Source organism: Rhodanobacter sp. OR87 (assembly GCF_000473345.1).
In the GTDB taxonomy this organism is placed as follows: Bacteria; Pseudomonadota; Gammaproteobacteria; order Xanthomonadales; family Rhodanobacteraceae; genus Rhodanobacter; species Rhodanobacter denitrificans.
The window spans coordinates 149,885-167,554 of record NZ_AXBJ01000007.1 but is presented as its reverse complement, the minus strand read 5'-3'; the positions used below and the strand labels follow the sequence as shown (position 1 = coordinate 167,554).

13 protein-coding genes and 1 tRNA gene are annotated in these 17,670 nt (G+C 66.5%); 2 read left to right on the top strand and 12 right to left on the bottom strand.

Annotated features, from left to right (window positions below):
- Positions 1-68: 68 nt before the first annotated feature.
- From RHOOR87_RS0108960 to RHOOR87_RS0108930, 7 genes are all read right to left on the bottom strand, one after another.
- Positions 69-482, bottom strand: a complete 414-nt coding sequence (locus RHOOR87_RS0108960) for a type IV pilin protein (RefSeq protein WP_027484826.1) — start codon at positions 480-482, stop codon at positions 69-71.
- 92 nt (positions 483-574) lie between these two features.
- Positions 575-4,369 carry a PilC/PilY family type IV pilus protein gene (locus tag RHOOR87_RS0108955; RefSeq protein ID WP_027484825.1) on the bottom strand — a complete coding sequence of 1,265 codons (3,795 nt, stop codon included), beginning with the start codon at positions 4,367-4,369 and terminating at the stop codon, positions 575-577.
- A 76-nt stretch (positions 4,370-4,445) separates the two neighbouring features.
- Positions 4,446-5,054, bottom strand: coding sequence for a PilX N-terminal domain-containing pilus assembly protein (locus RHOOR87_RS0108950; RefSeq protein ID WP_231381748.1), 609 nt, complete (start codon positions 5,052-5,054; stop codon positions 4,446-4,448).
- A gap of 1 nt (position 5,055) precedes the next feature.
- On the bottom strand, positions 5,056-6,108 hold the full coding sequence (locus tag RHOOR87_RS0108945) for a prepilin-type N-terminal cleavage/methylation domain-containing protein (RefSeq protein WP_081660222.1): 1,053 nt from the start codon (positions 6,106-6,108) through the stop codon (positions 5,056-5,058).
- A complete protein-coding gene (pilV, locus tag RHOOR87_RS0108940; RefSeq protein ID WP_007510645.1) occupies positions 6,105-6,632 on the bottom strand; it encodes a type IV pilus modification protein PilV in 528 nt (175 codons plus the stop codon). The genes RHOOR87_RS0108945 and pilV overlap by 4 nt, the downstream gene beginning before the upstream one ends.
- Positions 6,629-7,261, bottom strand: coding sequence for a GspH/FimT family pseudopilin (locus RHOOR87_RS0108935; RefSeq protein WP_007510642.1), 633 nt, complete (start codon positions 7,259-7,261; stop codon positions 6,629-6,631). The genes pilV and RHOOR87_RS0108935 overlap by 4 nt, the downstream gene beginning before the upstream one ends.
- A 176-nt stretch (positions 7,262-7,437) precedes the next feature.
- A complete protein-coding gene (locus RHOOR87_RS0108930; protein WP_027484823.1) occupies positions 7,438-9,294 on the bottom strand; it encodes a GGDEF domain-containing protein in 1,857 nt (618 codons plus the stop codon).
- A 279-nt stretch (positions 9,295-9,573) separates the two neighbouring features.
- Here RHOOR87_RS0108930 and RHOOR87_RS0108925 point away from each other — a divergent pair.
- Positions 9,574-9,649: transfer RNA gene (locus RHOOR87_RS0108925), tRNA-Thr, on the top strand.
- 172 nt (positions 9,650-9,821) lie between these two features.
- On the opposite strand, the gene ispH is transcribed toward RHOOR87_RS0108925, so the two are convergent.
- The 5 genes from ispH to murJ all read right to left on the bottom strand — a co-directional run bounded on the left by ispH (position 9,822) and on the right by murJ (position 17,098).
- On the bottom strand, positions 9,822-10,784 hold the full coding sequence (gene ispH, locus RHOOR87_RS0108920; protein WP_027484822.1) for a 4-hydroxy-3-methylbut-2-enyl diphosphate reductase: 963 nt from the start codon (positions 10,782-10,784) through the stop codon (positions 9,822-9,824).
- A gap of 100 nt (positions 10,785-10,884) precedes the next feature.
- Positions 10,885-11,385, bottom strand: coding sequence for a signal peptidase II (gene lspA, locus RHOOR87_RS0108915; RefSeq protein ID WP_027484821.1), 501 nt, complete (start codon positions 11,383-11,385; stop codon positions 10,885-10,887).
- 159 nt (positions 11,386-11,544) lie between these two features.
- Positions 11,545-14,406 (bottom strand): isoleucine--tRNA ligase, encoded by a 2,862-nt coding sequence (gene ileS, locus RHOOR87_RS0108910; protein WP_027484820.1) that lies wholly within the window; start codon positions 14,404-14,406, stop codon positions 11,545-11,547.
- A gap of 97 nt (positions 14,407-14,503) precedes the next feature.
- Positions 14,504-15,457, bottom strand: a complete 954-nt coding sequence (locus RHOOR87_RS0108905) for a bifunctional riboflavin kinase/FAD synthetase (RefSeq protein WP_015447246.1) — start codon at positions 15,455-15,457, stop codon at positions 14,504-14,506.
- A 30-nt stretch (positions 15,458-15,487) separates the two neighbouring features.
- Entirely contained in the window at positions 15,488-17,098 is a 1,611-nt protein-coding gene (murJ, locus tag RHOOR87_RS0108900; protein ID WP_007510630.1) for a murein biosynthesis integral membrane protein MurJ, read from the bottom strand.
- 222 nt (positions 17,099-17,320) lie between these two features.
- Here murJ and rpsT point away from each other — a divergent pair, with 222 nt between their 5' ends.
- A complete protein-coding gene (gene rpsT / locus RHOOR87_RS0108895; protein WP_007510628.1) occupies positions 17,321-17,584 on the top strand; it encodes a 30S ribosomal protein S20 in 264 nt (87 codons plus the stop codon).
- The last annotated feature ends 86 nt before the right edge of the window (positions 17,585-17,670 follow it).

Genomic DNA, 17,670 nt, shown 5'->3' with positions numbered 1-17,670 from the left:
ATCCGGCGCCTGCCTATCCGGCGCCTGCCTACGAGAACAAGGACACCGGATCGGCGAAACGTGACGACCTACCAGCAGCCGGCCGTGCTGGGTCCGCGCGTGCCCGTCTGGTTGAGCGAGAGCGTGCCGCACATGGTGTCGCGGGTCAGCTGGGCGTTGATCGGCGTGGCCGTGACGCTGTACGCCGCCGTCGATGCCGACGCCACCGCGTACTGGTAGTTGGCGCCGGTGCGCTGGAGGCTGGCGCAGTCCAGTCCCGGCAACGCCGCCCCCGTGTAGCTGAGGTTGGTGGTGTAGTAGCGCTCCATGTAGTTGGCGTGCTCCGACAGGCAACCTTCCGCGGCCACGCGCTTGGTCTTGGTGATGTAGCTGGTGTACGCGGGCAAGGCGATCGCGGCCAGGATCGCGATGATCGCCACCACGATCATCAACTCGATCAGGGTGAAGCCGCCGGCGCGCTGGTCGCGGCGATGTTCGCGCACTGCATGAGAACTGCGGACAGACGGCACCAGGCACCCATCCACGGACACCAGCCTGCCTTCATTTGACGGGAGCGATTTCATCATTCATTCCTTTACTGGGCGATCAGCTCGCGCCAGGAAACACGCTGCAGGGTTCCGGAGGTACCGGAGGTCTTGATGCTGGTGGCGCTGCCGTTGTCGAAACTCACCAGCATGCTGCCGCCCATGAAGATCGGGTTGTTGGGCAGCGAATTGAAGCCCATGCCGCTGGTCGCCACCGCTACACCATTCACCATGATGTAGTCGGCTGGCTGGTTGATCAGACCATCACCATTGAGGTCGAAGAAGCTCGATTTCGGATTGGTGCCGGTGAATGGATCCACCGCCATGATCCAGCCGCGCCCGGATGGATTGCACAGGTCTGTCGCCTGCGGAATCCGTGTCGTGGCCAGCAGCTGATTGCCCTGAAACTGGTTCGGGGTGACGATTCGTTCGCCCTGGGCAGTCTGGTTGGGTGTGTAAGTCACATTGCCTGTTGTCGAATCAGTGCTGGATGTCGGCGACAGCAGATCGATGTACCAGCCCGACTTACCGGCCATGTCGGACGTGCTCGGTGCCGCCGTGACCGCCCGCGCCGGCGCGATCGCCGCGGTATTCACCGTGCCATCGGCGTTCAGGACCTCCGGCGTCCCGGGTGTCTCCGCAATGATGGAACGCTGCATGAGATTGCTGCGGTTCTTGGTGCCGTCGACGGCCAGCCCGCTGGTGGCGGACTTCACGATCAACCCGTACCAACTCTGCGTGGCCGTACTGGTGAGATCGGTCGAGCTCAGGTACTGGCCGGTGCCGAAGAACACCCACAAATCCTGGGTGAGCGGGTTCTTGCCGACAAGCATGCCGCCGGTGATCGGCTGCGCGGTACCGCCGGTGGCTGCATCCATCGCAGTGTAAAGCTTGCTGCCGGTACTGGTGGGCGTGGCGGCGTAGGTGGTCGTATTCCCCCTGGTCGTGGCCGTGTTGAGGCCGAACGACCACACCCGCCCCTGCGCATCACCGGCATAGGCCACCGTGCTGATGCCCACGGAGAGATCGCCCATCCACACGGCCGGCGCGGCCAAGCCGTTCGCGGTGGCGGAATCGGTGGCATGCACGCTGAGGGTGCCATCCTTGATGGCGAACTGCAGCAGCGCCGCCGTGCCGTTCTTGCTGTTGTAGCCGTTGCCGACCAGCACCGACCAGTTGCTGTTGCCGGTCGGGTCGGCGGTGCCTGCATCGTTGGTCTGCGCGATCACCGGCTTGCCGGTCATCTGGCCGATGGAATCGGCATTGGTCTTGCCGTCCCCGGCGGAGCGCTCCCACAGCAGCGTGATGTTGGTCGGGTCGGTCACGTCCAGCGCATAGATCGCCTTGGCCGTACCACGACCCGTCGTGCCTACCGCCACGGTGTGCCAGGCCGAGCCGAAATACACGTCCGCCACCGTCAACTCGCCGTCGTTGAAGAATTGGTGCGGTACCGAAGTGGAGCCGTAGTCGGGATTGGACAGACCGGACAAGCCGCTGGTGATGACGGCGGCGGGCAGGTAGGCAAAGACCTCGGCGCCGGTATCGGCGTTGAACGCGTGCAGCATGCCGTCATTGGCCGCCACGAAAATCAGCCCTTGGCGGATGGTGGCGGCGTAAGACCCGAAGCTGTCGCTGCCGGTGAATGCCTGGCCGACGAACTGGTTCGCCTCGGGCTGCCCCACGTAGACCGGCTGGGAGTTGACGATGTCGCCCAGCGGGGTTTCACGCGTACGGTAGATGCCACCGGTCTTCGGTTTTTCCAGCGAGGCATCGCCGCGCAGATAGTTGATCATATTCTGCTGCGCGGTCGTGTCGGCGCCAAGTGCCGTCTGCTCCGCGCTGGACAGGGTGGCCGGATCGGTGAACGCCACGGCTGCCACCGGAGCCACGCTCGGGTTGTAGGTGTAGATCTTCCGGTCGCTGGCGGCGGGCAACTTGCTGGCCGCCGTCCAGGTCGGCGTCAGGGCCAGCGTGCCGTTGTTCGGGTCCACCGCGATGGCCTTGAGGTCGCCCTTCCAGTTGCCGGTGTAGTAATTGGCCTGATAGGCGAACGCACCCGTCTTCAACTGGGTGGAGTTGGCCGCGAGGCTGGCGCCGGTACCCACGCGGTCGGCGGCACGTTGCAGCGCCTTCTTCAATGCATCGCTGAACGCACCCGGCGTCTTCGCCGAGGCAAACCCGCCGTGACCGTTGACCGCGGCGTGGGCCAGGTCGGCGATGTTGGTGATGTTGTCCTTCGACGGCGTCGGCCAACTGAACCCGCTGATCGCCTGGCTGCTGTCGCCGTTGGCCCAGGCAAAGACCTGGTCCACCGGGATCGTCGCCCCACCGCTCGCGTAAACCGGATCGAAACCCAGGCCCAACGTGAACGTGACCATGTGCTGCCAGAACGCCGGGTCTTCCTTGCTGGTGGGCACTTCGTTGACCGCAGTGGGACGCAAGTCGCTGACCCAGTATTTCATGGCCACATCGGCCAGCGTGTCACTCTGGTTGTCCGAGTAAGGCAACGCCGGATTGTAGGTGAAAGGCTGGTTGTTGGGACCCGTAACCGGGCCGGCCTTGGTGTTGTCCACATTACCGACGCTGGATGGCGGGTCGTCGTTCCAGAAGCCATCCGTGGTCAGGATGGTGTAGGACTGGCGACAGGCAAGTTCTTCGGTCGTGCCACTCGTCAATGTCTGCCAGGGCTGAGCTGTCTTGTAGTACTTGCCGACGGCGTCCAGTGCCTGACGCAGCGGAGTGCCACCTGAGGCCTTGGCTGCACCGATCCAGCTCCACAGAGCATTCTTCTGGTCGCCTGATGTCGACCCGTTGCCGAATGGCGTAACTTTCGCGATGTAGTTGGTGCCACCGTTGTACGCATCGGTGTAGCTGTAGCGGGATGCGGGCAGATTCCCGTAATTGCTGTTTCCGCTACCACCGCCATCAATCGAGCCGAAGCCGATCCGGTAGGTGGCATCGACCGATGAGAATGCATTCATCACACCGCTCTTGGCCATCAGGATGCGCGTGTGGTAGTACGAAAACCAGTTGGCGACATTTTGCCGGGTGACCGCACTCTCATCACACACTGTGGCTGCCAGCGATGCCGCAGCGCAATCGCCCACAGTCTTGGCTACGTAATAACGCGTGTAGTTGCCGCTCGAATCACGCTTTGTGTACGTGAAAAACGAATGTGGGTAGCACTTTCCATCAGCGTTATACCTATCCTGATGGCTGCTGCAGCGATAATAGTAATAATTGCCGTTATAAGAAAAATCGCTTGACCCGTTATTATAACTGGCATAGCAATATCCCGGATAACGCTGAGAAGTACCGTCGTAACTGCTGCATGTCGAAGCGCCGTAGCCACCCGAGCCAGCACCAACCGAGTATGCGATGTCACTGCGGATCTGCCCGTTCCGGCTATCATCGCTGCTTCCATCGTAGGTACTCAAATCCACTTTCGTGCTGCTGGAGTTGAAACCATCGACCAAGGCACTGTCGAAGGCCGCGTCTGGATATGAACTGCCATCCGCCTTGAGTGGAGGGACATAGGTGACCGTCGGGGTGAAATAAAGCCCATTCACGTCGGAATTGACCAGCGCGTCCGCGCTGGTACTGCTCAAATAATTCCAATCCGGCATGACATCCCAAGCCATCGACCCCGAGTCATCCAGCATCAGCACGATGTTCGGCGGCAGCGGCTTCTGGATGATCAGCGGCGACTGGTCCACCGCCGGACTCGGCGTGGCGGCCAGCGCAGGCGAAAACGCGACGCCCAGCAGCCAGAGTGAGAAGCCGGTGGTCAGCAGCCTGCCGAGAAAGCTGCCGGGCTTGCTGTGCAAACGGGAGGTGTTATTCATGTCGGTTCCGCTCTTTACGATGGTGCGGCATGGAAAAGCCCATGCGCCCTTGTGAAGTCGAGGTACGGCGGGAAACTCAACCCTGCTTGATCATGGCCTGCAGCACGACAACCGCACGCTCGCCCACCTGCGCAGGATCGCCGCTGCGGGCCGTCACGCGGTAGTAGATGTTGGTGATGGTGCCGCCGTTGACGCCGTAGTTGTGCGAGTTGGCGCTCTGGCTGAAGCCGGTACTGGCCGAGGGATCTTGGAAGTTGCCCATGTTCTCGACCACGTACTGCGGCTGTCCGGTGGCCAGCGAACCCGCGGTGTATTGCGCGGTCGAAAGGGTCTTGATGCTGCCCGGATTGGCCTTAATCCACGGATCATCGAAGGGGTTGGCCAGGCAGACCACACTGGCCGACTGGCAGTTGCGCGCGACGTCGCCCGGGCTGGTGGGGATGCTGGCCGCCGCGGCGCGCATGGCTGCCTCAGCCCCCTGGAACGCCACCTGCCGGTCGTACATGTTCGCGGCCATCTTCTGCTGCATGATGGTGCCGCGCACCGCAGCCAGCCCCACCAGGGTGATCACCACCAGCAGGATCAGCGCCACCACCAAGGCCACGCCGCGCTGTTCTCCGCGTCGCGGCGACGGATGACGGCAGGCTGGATGGAAAGGGCAAGAAGTCGGGACGATGCGGCTCATGTCATTGCACCCGGTTGCGCACGGTGGTGGTGGCCGTGAATTGGCGTGTGATGGGTTTGGTGTCGGTGCCGGCACGTTTGTCCACACTTTCCACCGTGAGTTGGACCTGCACGGCGTCGACAGCGCCCCAGTTGGCCGCCACCGTCTTGGCATCGACGAAGCTGGCGATACCTGCCTGGTGATAGCTGATGGCCATGCCGGTGACGTCGCGCACCATCTCTTGCGTCGTCGGCGTGGGCGTGCCGGCCGTGGTGACCACGTTCACGCGATACAGCGATTTGCCGCCCAGCGGGTTGTAGCCGATGTACCAGTCCACCGCGCCCAGCTTGAAGATCTGCGAGTTGGGTCCGAACGTGTAGCCGTTACCGTTGGCGGTGCAGGTGGTGGGGAAGCCCAGCCCCTTGGAGCAATTCCCGGGAAGGGGGTTGCTGCCGTTGTTGTGATCCAGCGTGACATTGCTGCTGTTGTAGTTCGTGACTTGGACGATGGCCGCATGGTCGGGGTCGCACACGATGATCACGTCGCCCTTCACGATGTCCGACGTGGTGTCGTTGAGCTTGAAGTTGGCAGCCGTGGAACTGGGCGTGGCCGCCACGCTCAGCCCCGAGTCGGCGGCACCGAGCAACTGCAGCGAGTCGGTGCCGCTGACCTGGTTGGTCGCGGCGGTGCCCACGGTCAGGGCCGGATCCGCCGTGGCCGTACCGGCGCCGTAGCCGTGCACGGCATTGCCCCAGTCCGCCCACCATGCGGTGCTCTTGTTGTTGAGCACGTTGGACATGCGCCCGTTGTTGTTGCATCCGGTGAGGCCAGCTTCGCGAATGTCACGCGCCATCAACTCGAACGCGAGACGCGAGCCGTCCTGCACGTCGCCCAATGCCTGGTTCGTGCGGTAGGTGCGCTGGTTGGCCAGGAACACGCTGACCACCCCGCCGATGACGATCAGGCCCAGCAACATGGCGACCATCAGCTCGATCAGAGTGAAGCCTGCCGAAGGCAGCGCCGACCAGACTTTACCTCGACCTGCACCACGACGAATAAGGAAGCGCTTGCTCATAGCATGGCCTTGGTGATGACTTTCTGGGAGCTGCTGCCACCCGCCCCCGCCCGACTGTCATCGAAGACAATGGTGACGGTGCATTCGCCAGCGCCCGTGCAATTGATCGTGCCCGTGGTGTTGGTCGTCGCACCCAGATTCGTGCTGAGCTGGCCGCACCACCGACTGAGCTGGTAGGCCGCCAGAGCCGTTCCCGCTGACGGGCAAGCCGCGGGATTGGCCGGGACAGCCACCGTGGAGCCGCTGGCAGGAACAGCCGCCGTGGCTGCCGCGACCGTGCCGTTGTACTTGCCGGCCTTGGCATTGACGATGTCGGCACGCATGGCATCGAGGATCGAGTAGCTGGCGACCGTGGCCATGCTGCGCGCCATCGCGCTGTTGTTGGTGGAAAGCGACACTGCCTGCAGCGCGGCGATACCCAGGAAGGCAATGGACAGCACCAGCACGGCGATAAGCACCTCGATCAGGCCCACGCCGGACTGTGCCGCGATGCGCGGCGTGGCTGGAACGGAGCGGCGGATCATGGGCAGGCTCCCGAGCTGGTGGTGGTCACGAGGATGGAACCGGTCGTCATGGTGATCACGCGATGGTTGTCCTTGCTCATCTGGCTCTGGCTGGTGCAGATGTCGGCCACCGTGCCGGAGTAGGAACCCGGGGTGCCGACTTTCTGCCCCAGCCCCTGCCCGCCGAAGCGGATCGCCGTCACGTCGCCCTTCAGCTGCACGGCGCCGCTGATGCCGACCGTGCCGGCCAGCACTTGGCTGGCCCCGCCGCCACCGGCGATGGCATAGACCGCCCCGCTCTGGGTGCTGCAGGCGCCGCCCAGCGTGCCGGCGCCGTTGGCGCTGGCCGAGTTGCTGCACAGCTGGGTGTTCGCATTGCGCTTGACCGCTTCCATCCGCGCCACGTGGATCGCGTTGACGATGTCGTTGGCGGCGGTATCGAGCTTGTTGGAAAGCGTGATGTTCTTGAAGCTCGGCACCGCGATCATGATCAGCACCAGCGCCACGGCCATGGTGATCAGCAGCTCGACCAGGGTGAAGCCGCACTCGCGCGCCCGCGCCGACCCGCACCCCGATGGACGGCCGCCGGCATGTTCCGGCCTGCGCGTCCGGATCAGCGAGACGCCTCGCTGACGCGACATGACTTGCATGGAATTCTCCCTGATGCCCCTGCACTCACTGTACCCATCCACCCCGCCCCGGCCAGCTCCCAGCCGACGGGCGGTAGGAATTGGCCGATGAGCGGCGGCGGGTGGCGGAGGAAAGGTGATCGGGATCACGTGCCGAGGCCGGCGACGGCGATCGGCGCACGGCGACGTCCGGATCGCTAGGGCGCCGCTTCGACCCGGTTCCTGCCGTTGTCCTTGGCGTGGTACAGCGCGGCGTCGGCGCGGCGCACCAGGGAGGCCGCACCCGACTCGGCAGGCCGCAGCTGCGCCACGCCGAGACTGATCGAGAGCTGCAGCTCGACGCCATTGACCAGCGGTCGCGCGGCGGCCACGCAAGCGCGCAGACGCTCGGCCACCTGCAGGCCGCCCTCCAGGTCGGTATTCGGCAGCACCACCAGGAACTCCTCGCCGCCCAACCGGCCGAGCCGGTCGTGCTGGCGCAGCGCACCCAGGCAGGCGTGCACGAGTTGCTCCAGCGCCTGGTCGCCGGCCGGATGGCCATGGCTGTCGTTGACGCGCTTGAAGTGATCGATGTCGAGCATGATCACGGCCAGTTCCTGGTGGCCGCGGCGGGCATGCTCGACGGCCTCGTGCAGCGTGTGTTCGATATGCCGCCGATTGGAGATGCCGGTGAGCGCATCGGTGAGCGCCAGCCGATGCAGGCGTCGGCTCTGGCGCAGTTGCCGCCACGCCAGCCACAGCATCATCATCAGCAGCAGGCCGGCCAGCAGGATGGCCAGCCATTGCCAGCCGCGAACGCGTTCCAGCGTGGCCAGTTGCTGCTCCTTGAGCGCCTTGTCGGCGGCGAGCTTGCGGTTTTCCAGCTCGCGCCGCTCGGTATCGAACTGGTAACTCATCAGGGTGGTCAGCTGGGTCTTGGCCATGCGCGCCAGCGCGGCGTCGGCCTCCATTTTCAGCCTGAGGTCGGCCAGCGCGGCCGCCGGCTTGCCCAGCGCCTCCTGGTTCCTGGAGCGTGCGTCATACAGCTCGGCCAGGTAGCGCATGTTGCGGCTGTTCCTGACACTCGCCTCGGCAAGGTCGAACTCGCGCGCGGCCAGCTCGTGCTGGCCCAGGCCGGCGTGCGCCTTGGCCGACTGCAGCGCCAGCATGCCGGCGTTGGACTGGTCCGCGACGGCCTGGAACTCCTTCGCGGCGGCCTCGACCTGCTGCAGGGCCTCGGCGTAGCGCTCGCGGGCGTTGCTGCTCTCCGCCAGCGCCAGCAGGGCAGAGCCCACGCTTTGCCGCGAACCGGTTTCGTGCGCCAGCGCCAACGCTCGCTGCAGCGGGGCGACGGCACCCGCGGGGTCGCCCCGCTCGGTCGCCAGGAACCCCAGCTGCATGTCAACCACCATCTGCTCCTGCTTGTCTCCCTTGCGCTGCGCAGACTGCATCGACTGCCGCAGGTACTCGCCGGCCTTGTCGTACTCGCCCAGCCGCCGATAGATGGTGGCGATGCTGATGAGATTGGACTGTGCCGCGGTCGTGTTGCCCACGGTTTCGTAGAGGCGCTGCGCCTCCAGGAAATCGAACAGCGCCTTCGCCTGCTCGCCCAGCAGCGACTGGGCGCTGCCGCGCCAGGTCAGCGCGTCGGCGATCAGGCGCGGGTTTTCCAGGCGCCGTGCGAGCCGGATGCCGGCTTCGTAATCCGGCAGCGCGTCGCGCTCCGTGGTGAGCTTGCTCTGGTAGAGGCCGCGGCAAATCCGGAAGTTGGACTCCGCCTCCAGGTCGCCCGCCTGCTGCGCCTGCTCGGTGCCGCGGCCCGCATAGGCGTAGCCGCCCTTGACGTCGTTGTCGAACGCCAGGAAGCAGTACAGGTAGTCGTAGCGACGCTGCCGGTAGGCATCGCCGGGCGGCAGCAGCGCGCCCAGGCGGTCGAGGGCCTGCCTGGCCGCGGCCTGGCTGTTCAGCGGGATATCGCCGTTGTCCAGCTGCCGGACGAGCAGATCGAACGCCGCCGCGTCGTGCGCCGGCGGCGGCGCCGCAAACGCGCACGGCGTCGCCGCCAGCAGCAACATCAGCAAACCCGGCAAACCTGGCAAACCACGAAATAGTCCGGACAACACGCCCCCAAGAAAGTCGATTCAAACTTTCCCTGTCCGCACGGCCCACGCCGTCGTCTCGTTATCGGCCGCGCGTCGGAAAACCTGAACCCGTCTGATCACCCTGGTGCGGCGGCCATCCCCCAGCCGCCGGACGCAAGGCCGGACCCATCGTCTCACGGCCACCCCGCGCTGCAAATGCCGTCGTCATCGCTTGCGCCGCTGCGGTGCGGCCCGTAGAATTCGCGGTTCTCCGCCGGAGTAGCTCAGTTGGTAGAGCACGTCATTCGTAATGATGGGGTCGTAGGTTCGATTCCTATCTCCGGCACCAGTTGACGCAGCAGCAAAAAGCCCCGGAAAGCCACGCTTTCCGGGGCTTTTTGCTGCGCAGGACGCCGCATCGCGCTTCGGGCTGGAGCGCGTCTTGTGCGCGACAGCCTTCCCCTCACGCGACGAAGGACATCGCACACAGGGTGCGCCCCTACGGATTCGACGCGGGGGAGTCAGAAGCTGGTTGAGCCGTTGCCGCCGACCACGCGCAGTTCCTTCGGCAGGGCGAAGGTGATGTTTTCCGGTTCGCCGTCCAGCTCTCGCACGTCGCCGGCTCCCCACGACTGCAGCCGGGCGATCACGTCGCGCACCAGTTTTTCCGGCGCCGAGGCGCCGGCAGTGAGGCCGATGCGCTTGACGCCGTCGAGCCAGTCGCGCTGGATGTGCTCGGCACCATCGATCAGGAACGCGCGCACGCCCTGCTTCGCGGCCAGCTCGCGCAGGCGGTTGGAATTGGAGCTGTTGACCGAGCCGACCACCAGCATCAGGTCGACCGCGCCGGCCAATCGGCGCACGGCGTCCTGGCGGTTCTGCGTGGCATAGCAGATGTCGTCCTTGCGCGGCCCCTCGATGTCGGGGAACTTCGCGCGCAGCGCTGCGATGATCGCCTTGGTGTCGTCCACCGACAGCGTGGTCTGGGTGACGTAGGACAGCGCATGCGGAAATTTCGGCGCGAGCGCGGCGACGTCCTCCACCGACTCCACCAGCCATATCTCGCCGGCATGGGCCGGATTCCACTGGCCCATGGTGCCCTCGACCTCGGGATGCCCGGCGTGGCCGACCAGCACCACGCTGCGGCCGATGCGGCCCAACCGCGCCACTTCCATGTGCACCTTGGTGACCAGCGGACAGGTGGCGTCGAACACTTTCAGGTGCCGCTGCCCGGCTTCCTCGCGTACCGCCTGCGACACGCCATGGGCGCTGAAGATCACGGTGGCGCCGTCGGGCACCTCCTGCAGCTCCTCGACGAACACCGCACCGTCCGCGCGCAGCTTGTCGACCACGTAGCGGTTGTGCACCACCTCATGCCGCACGTAGATCGGCGCCCCGTAGGACTCCAGCGCGCGCTCGACGATGGCGATGGCGCGATCGACGCCGGCGCAGAAGCCGCGGGGGTTGGCGAGCAGGATGTCCAAGACGACCTCGATACGAAATCCCGCAGGATCCCGCTGGCGGGCGATGCTTTTCAATTCAGGAGCATCGCCCGCCAGCGGGATCCCACGTCAAGAATGAAGATTATCGCACGCCGTTCCCGGGCTTGCCGGCGAACAGGCCGAACGCAATCAGCATCACCGCGCCCACCGTGATGCCGCAATCGGCGAGGTTGAACACCGGGTAGCTCCACTGGCGGAAATACACGTGGATGAAGTCGGTGACCTGGGCCGCGTGCAGGCGGTCGATCAGGTTGCCGACCGCGCCGCCCACGATCAGCGCCAGCGGCAGCGCGGTGCGCCAGTCGCGCCGCGGCGTGCGCCGCAGCCAACCCACCAGCACGGCGCTGATCGCCACCGCCAGCAGCACGAAGAACCAGCGCTGCCAGCCGGCGCCGTCGGCGAGGAAGCTGAACGCGGCGCCGGTATTGAACGCCAGCGTCCAGTTCAGGAAACCCGGGATCACCGGATGCGGCACACCCACCGGCTGCAGCGCATGCAGCGCCCACCACTTGCTGAGCTGGTCGAGCACGATGACGGCGGCGGACAGCCAGAGCCAGGGGAGTGCGTTGGGTTTCGGGGTCATGGGGCGCGGGGACTCGGTGATGGGGCGATCTTCGGCTCCTCCCCCTGCAACGCAGGGGGAGGTTGGGAGGGGGTTCGCTTTTGACCTTGGGAGATCAGATCAAGAACCTACCCCTCCCCGGCCCTCCCCTGCTTTGCAGGGGAGGGAGTTACGTCAAGGTCAGAACCAGCGGCGATCCTCGCCGGGTCCCTCGACATTGCCGACGCAGCGCCCGCACAGCTCGGGGTGCCCGGCGTGGCTGCCCACGTCGTCGCGCCGATGCCAGCAGCGCACGCACTTGGCTGCGCCGCTGACCGTGGCCGAGACCCAAGCGTCGGCGCCCTCCAGCTCGGTCAGCACCGCGTCGGCCGGTTGGCCGCCGGCCAGATCGAGACGCACCTCGGAGGTGATGAAGAAGAACCGCAGTTCACTGGCCGCGGGGGCGTAGCGCGCCACCGTGGCCTCGTCGGCGTGGATCGCCAGCTTCGCCTCCAGCGCCGCGCCGATCCGCTCGGCCTTGCGCATGCCTTCGAGCACGCGCGCGCCGGTGTCGCGGATCGCCAGCAGGTCGGCCCACCAGCGGCGCTGCTCCGGCGAGTTCTGGGTGGCGGCGAGGCCGTCGTACCAAGTCTCGAACAGCACGCTGTCGCCGCGCTCGCCCGGCAGCGCCTGCCAGATTTCCTCGGCGGTGAAGCTGAGGATCGGTGCCAACCAGCGCACCAGCGCCTCAACGATGCGGTACATCGCGCTCTGCGCGCTGCGCCGGCCGCGGCTGTCGGTCGGCATGGTGTAGAGCCGGTCCTTGGTGATGTCCAGGTACAGCGCGCCCAGCTCGTTGGTGCAGAAGTTCTGGATGCGCGCCACCACTTCGGGATAGTCGTAGCGCTCGTACGCAGCGGTGACCGCCTGCTGCACGTCGTACGCCTGCTGCACGGCCCACTGGTCGAGCAGCACGCTGCCTTGCACCGGCAACAGGTGCCTGGCCGGATCGAAGCCGTCGAGGTTGCCGAGCAGGAACTTCGCGGTATTGCGGATGCGCCGGTAGGTGTCGGAGACGCGCTTGAGGATCTCGTCGGAGACGGTCATCTCGTTGCGGTAGTCGGCCGAGGCCACCCACAGGCGCAGCACGTCGGCACCCAGCGTGTCCATCACCTTCTGCGGCGCCACCACGTTGCCCAGCGACTTGGACATCTTGCGGCCGTTCGCGTCCACCGCGAAACCGTGCGTGAGCACTTCGTCGTAGGGCGCGCGGCCGTGGATCGCCGACGAGGTCAGCAGCGAGGACTGGAACCAGCCGCGATGCTGGTCGGAGCCTTCCAGGTACATCACCTTGTAGTGCGACGCCGTGCCCTGCTGCAGTTCCGGGCGCTGGCCGATCACCGCGTAGTGCGTCACGCCCGAATCGAACCAGACGTCGAGCACGTCGGTGACTTTCTCGTAGTCGTTCGCGTCGGCGCCGAGCAGCTCGGCTGCATCCAGCGTGAACCAGGCGTCGATGCCGCCCTGCGCCACCTTCTGCGCAACCTGCTCCAGCAGAGCGACGGAATCCGGGTGCGGCTCCTGCGTGGCCTTGTGCACGAACAGCGCGATCGGCACGCCCCAGGTGCGCTGGCGCGAGATGCACCAGTCCGGACGCCCGGCGACCATGCCGGCGATGCGTTCCTCACCCCAGCCCGGCACCCAGCGCACGTTCTTGATCGAGGTCAGCGCGGTCTCGCGCAGCTGCGCCTGCTCCATCGAGATAAACCACTGCGGCGTGGTGCGGTAGATCACCGGCGTCTTGTGCCGCCAGCAGTTCGGGTAGCTGTGCTCGATCTTCGCGAACGCCAGCAGCACGCCGCGCTGGCGCAGCAGGTCGACGATGGCGTCGTTCGCCTTCCAGATGTGCATGCCGCCCAGACCGAGGCCATCGGCAACGGGCGTGTCGATGCGATAGGTGCCGCGCGGCTCGATGTAGTTGAGCAGGCCGATGCCGTACTCGCGCGCCACCACGAAATCCTCGACGCCGTGGTCGGGCGAGGTGTGCACCGCGCCGGTACCGTCCTCGGCGCTGACGTGCTCGCCGAGGATCACCGGCACTTCGCGCGGGTAGAACGGGTGGCGCAGCTTCAAGCCTTCCAGAGCCTTGCCTTCGACATGGCCCAGCACGGCCGCCTGCTCCAGCCCGTAACGCTGCGCCGCCTTGTCGACCAGCGCGCTGGCGACTACCAACAACACGCTCCGGCCGCCGCGCGACGGACCTTCGATCAGCGCGTATTCCAGATCGGCACCAAGCGATACCGCCTGGCTTTCCGGCAGGGTCCACGGCGTGGTGGTCCAGATCGGGATGGCGGCGATGGCGTCGCCGGCCTCCACGCCGAACGCCGCCACCAGCGCGTTCGGATCGACCGCGTCGTACGCCACGTCGACCGCCGGCGAGACCTTGTCGCCGTATTCGATCTCCGCTTCGGCCAGCGCCGAGGCGCAGTCGAAGCACCAGTACACCGGCTTGGCGCCGCGCACCACGTGGCCGTTGGAGACGATGCGCGCCAGCGCGCGCAGCATGTCGGCCTCGAAGCGGAAATCCATCGAGCGATACGGGTGGTCCCAGTCGCCGAGCACGCCGAGCCGCTTGAAATCGGCGCGCTGCGCGTCGACCTGCTCGGTCGCGTACTCGCGGCACTGCTGCCGGAACGCGGCGGCGTCGAGCTTGTCGCCCGGCTTGCCGAACTTCTTCTCCACCGCGATCTCGATCGGCAGCCCGTGGCAGTCCCAGCCCGGCACGTACGGCGCGCGCTGGCCGGCCAGCAGCTTGGACTTGACCACGATGTCCTTGAGGATCTTGTTGACCGCGTGGCCGATGTGGATCGGGCCGTTCGCGTACGGCGGGCCGTCGTGCAGCACGAACACGCTGTCGCGATGCGCGGTCTTCTGCTGGATCTGCGCGTAGCGATCGACCCGTGCCCACTCCGCCAGCCAGCCCGGCTCGCGCTTCGGCAAATCGCCGCGCATGGGAAACGCCGTCTGCGGCAGGTTGATCGTGTTCTTGTAATCGTGGGTCATGGCCTGGATGCCGTCACTGAGGTGTTGCCGCCCGCCAGATGGCAGGCAAAGAAGGGGAAGTTAGTCGATTTCGACCCGTGCCGGAATGCCCGCGTCCTCACGCCTCGGCCAGCCGCGGGTTCATGCCCAGCAGCTCGCGCGCCCGGCGCGCATCCAGCGCCATCTGCGCCTTGAGCGGTTCCAATCCGTCGAACTTCTGCTCGTCACGCAACTTGGCGACGAACTGTACCGCCATGCGCTGGCCGTACAGATCGCCCTCGAAGTCGAACAGGTGCACTTCCAGCAGCGGCTGGCTGACCTCGTTCACGGTGGGACGCACGCCGAGGCTGGCCACGCCGGGCCAGCTGCACTCGCCCTCGCCCAACCCCACGCGCACCGCGAAGATGCCCTGGATCGGGCTGACCCGCTGCTGCAGATGGATGTTTGCGGTGGGATAGCCGAGCGTGCGGCCGAGCTGGTTGCCGTACTCCACCTTGCCGTCGATCACGAACGGCCGGCCCAGCAACGGCTCGGCGCCGGCGAACTCGCCGGCGCCGAGCAAGGCGCGTACCCGGCTGGCCGAGACGCGGGTGCCGTCGAGCTGGATCGTCGGCATGGCGCAGGCGCGAAAGCCGAACTGCGCACCCATCCGCTCCAGCAGCGCCACGTCGCCGGCGCGCCCGTGGCCGAAGCGAAAATCGCCGCCCACCCAGACCTCGCGTGCAGCCAGCCGCTCGACCAGCACGCGCCGCACGAATGCCTCGGCCAACATCGCCGTCAGCGCGCGGTTGAAGCGCAGCAGCAGGGTCTCCTCCATGCCGGCGGCGGCGAAGCCGCGCAGCTTCTCGCGCACGCTGGACAGCCGCGGCACCGGTTCGGGCGAGAAGAACGCCCGCGGCAGCGGCTCGAAACTCACCACCGCCGGGCTGCAGCCGAGCGCCTGTGCGCGCTCGCGCACCTGGGCCAGCAAGGCCTGGTGGCCGCGGTGCAGGCCGTCGAACGCGCCGACCGCGATGACGCTGCCGCGCGGCGCCAGGCAAGGGCCTGCGACATCCCTGGAAAGTCTCATCATCGCGTGAGTATAACGGTCGGGCACGCGGGTTCACGCCGCCCGCAGGTCGCGCAGGCTGAAGCCGCCGGCGAACAGCACGGCCACATAGCCGGCTCCGCCGGCGAGCACCAGCACGGCCAGGTGCCACAACCGGGTCAGCACCGGCACGCCGTGGGTCCAGTTCGGCCACAGCCAGCGGCCCAGCAGCAACAGCGCCACCATCACCGCGCAGGCCACCGCCAGCCGCAGCAGGTGCCGCGACCAGCCCGGCTGGCGCTGGTACACGCCGGCCCTCTTCAACCAGTGCCACAGCAGCCCCAAGTTCACGTAGGCCGCCACTGCGCTGGCCAGGCCCAGCGCCATGTGCAGGCCGGGCAAGCGGGCCAGGCCGTCCAGCCAGGGCAGCCGTTTCAGTTCCACCGGTGCCCACAGCTCGAACAGCAGCGCCAGGAACACCAGGTTCAACAGCATGTTCGCCAGCAACGAGGCCACCGCTGCGCGCACCGGCGTGCGCGTGTCCTGCCGCGCATAGAACGCCGGCAGCAGCACCTTGACCAGCGCAAACGCGGGCAGGCCGAAACTCAGCGCGGTGATCGACAAGGTCGCCATGTGCGTGTCGTGCGCGCTCCAGTGGCCGTGCTGGAACAGCGTGGCCACTAGCGGCCCGGCCAGCAGCATCAGCGCGAACATCGCCGGCACCGCGATCAGCAGGGTGACGCGCAGGCCCCAGTCCAGCGCGCGCGAGAAGCCCGCGGTATCGGTGCTGACATGATGGCGCGACAGCGACGGCAGGATCACCGTGCCCAGCGCCACGCCGAACACGCCCAGCGGCAGCTCCAGGAAGCGGTCCGCCTGCGACAGCCAGCTCTGCGAGCCGACCACCAGCAGCGAGGCGATCACCGTGTCGAACAGCAGGTTGATCTGCGCCACCGACGAGCCGAACAGGGTCGGCACCATCAGCCGCATGATTTTCCGCACCTCGGGATGGCTCCAGCCCCAGCGCGGCAGGGTCAGCAGGTCGAGTTGTCGCAGCGCCGGCAACTGGAACAGCAACTGCAGGATGCCGGCCGCCAGGATCGCCCAGCCCATCGCCATGATCGGCGTCTGCAGCCGCTTCGACAGCCACAGCGCGCCGGCGATCATGCACAGGTTGAGGATCACCGGGGTCAGCGCCGGCAGGCCGAAGCGGTGGAAGCTGTTCAGCGCGCCGCCGGACAGCGCGGTCAGCGACACGAACAACAGGAACGGGAAGGTCAGCCGCAGCAGCTCGACGGTCAGCTCGAACTTCTGCGGTTCATCGATCGCGCCGGGCGAGAACAGCACCGTCACCTGCGGCGCGAACAGGATGCCCAGCGCGGTGATCAGCAACAGCACCCCGCCCAGCGTGCCCGACACCCGCGCCATCAGTTCCTTCAGCTGCGCGTGGCTGCCCTTTTCCTTCACTTCCGTGAAAACCGGCACGAAGGCGGTGGAGAACGAGCCCTCGGCGAACAGCCGGCGCATGAAGTTGGGGATGCGGAACGCCACCCAGAACGCGTCGGTGGCGCCGTTGGCGCCGAACGCGGCGTTGATCGACATGTCGCGCACCAGGCCGAGCACCCGCGAAACCATCGTCATGCTGCTGAACGAGAGCAGCCCGCGGAGCATGCTGGGTGACTTCATGAGCGGCTGTTCTACCTTCGGCGTCGATCACACGGGGCGCACAGTTTGACAGCCCGCCGGGGCAGGATCACAACCCGGATATGGCAAAATACCGGCATCAGCGCTGCCGCGCGCCACGCCGGCCGGGGGCGCTGCCGCCCAAGTGATTGACGCACCGGCGAATCGACCGCATAATTGGCGTCTTTTTCCACCCAACCCAACACTGCATCCCGGAGTTCTACCTTGGCCAACATCAAGTCCGCGAAGAAGCGCGCGCGCCAGTCCGAACAGCGCCGCCTGCGCAACATCAGCGCACGTTCCATGGTCCGCACCGCCCTGAAGAAGGTCGTCAAGGCCATCGAGGCCAAGGACAAGGCCGGCGCCGTCGCCGCGTTCACCGTCGCCCAGCCGGTGATGGATCGCTACGCCGCCCGCGGCCTGATCCACAAGAACAAGGCCGCCCGCCACAAGAGCCGCCTCAACGCGAAGATCCGCGAACTGGCGTAAGCTGGGGCGCGACCCGCGTGACAAGAAGAAGCCGGCGCAAGCCGGCTTTTTCGTGCCCGCGTCTTGCTCCCTCCCCCTGCGAGCGG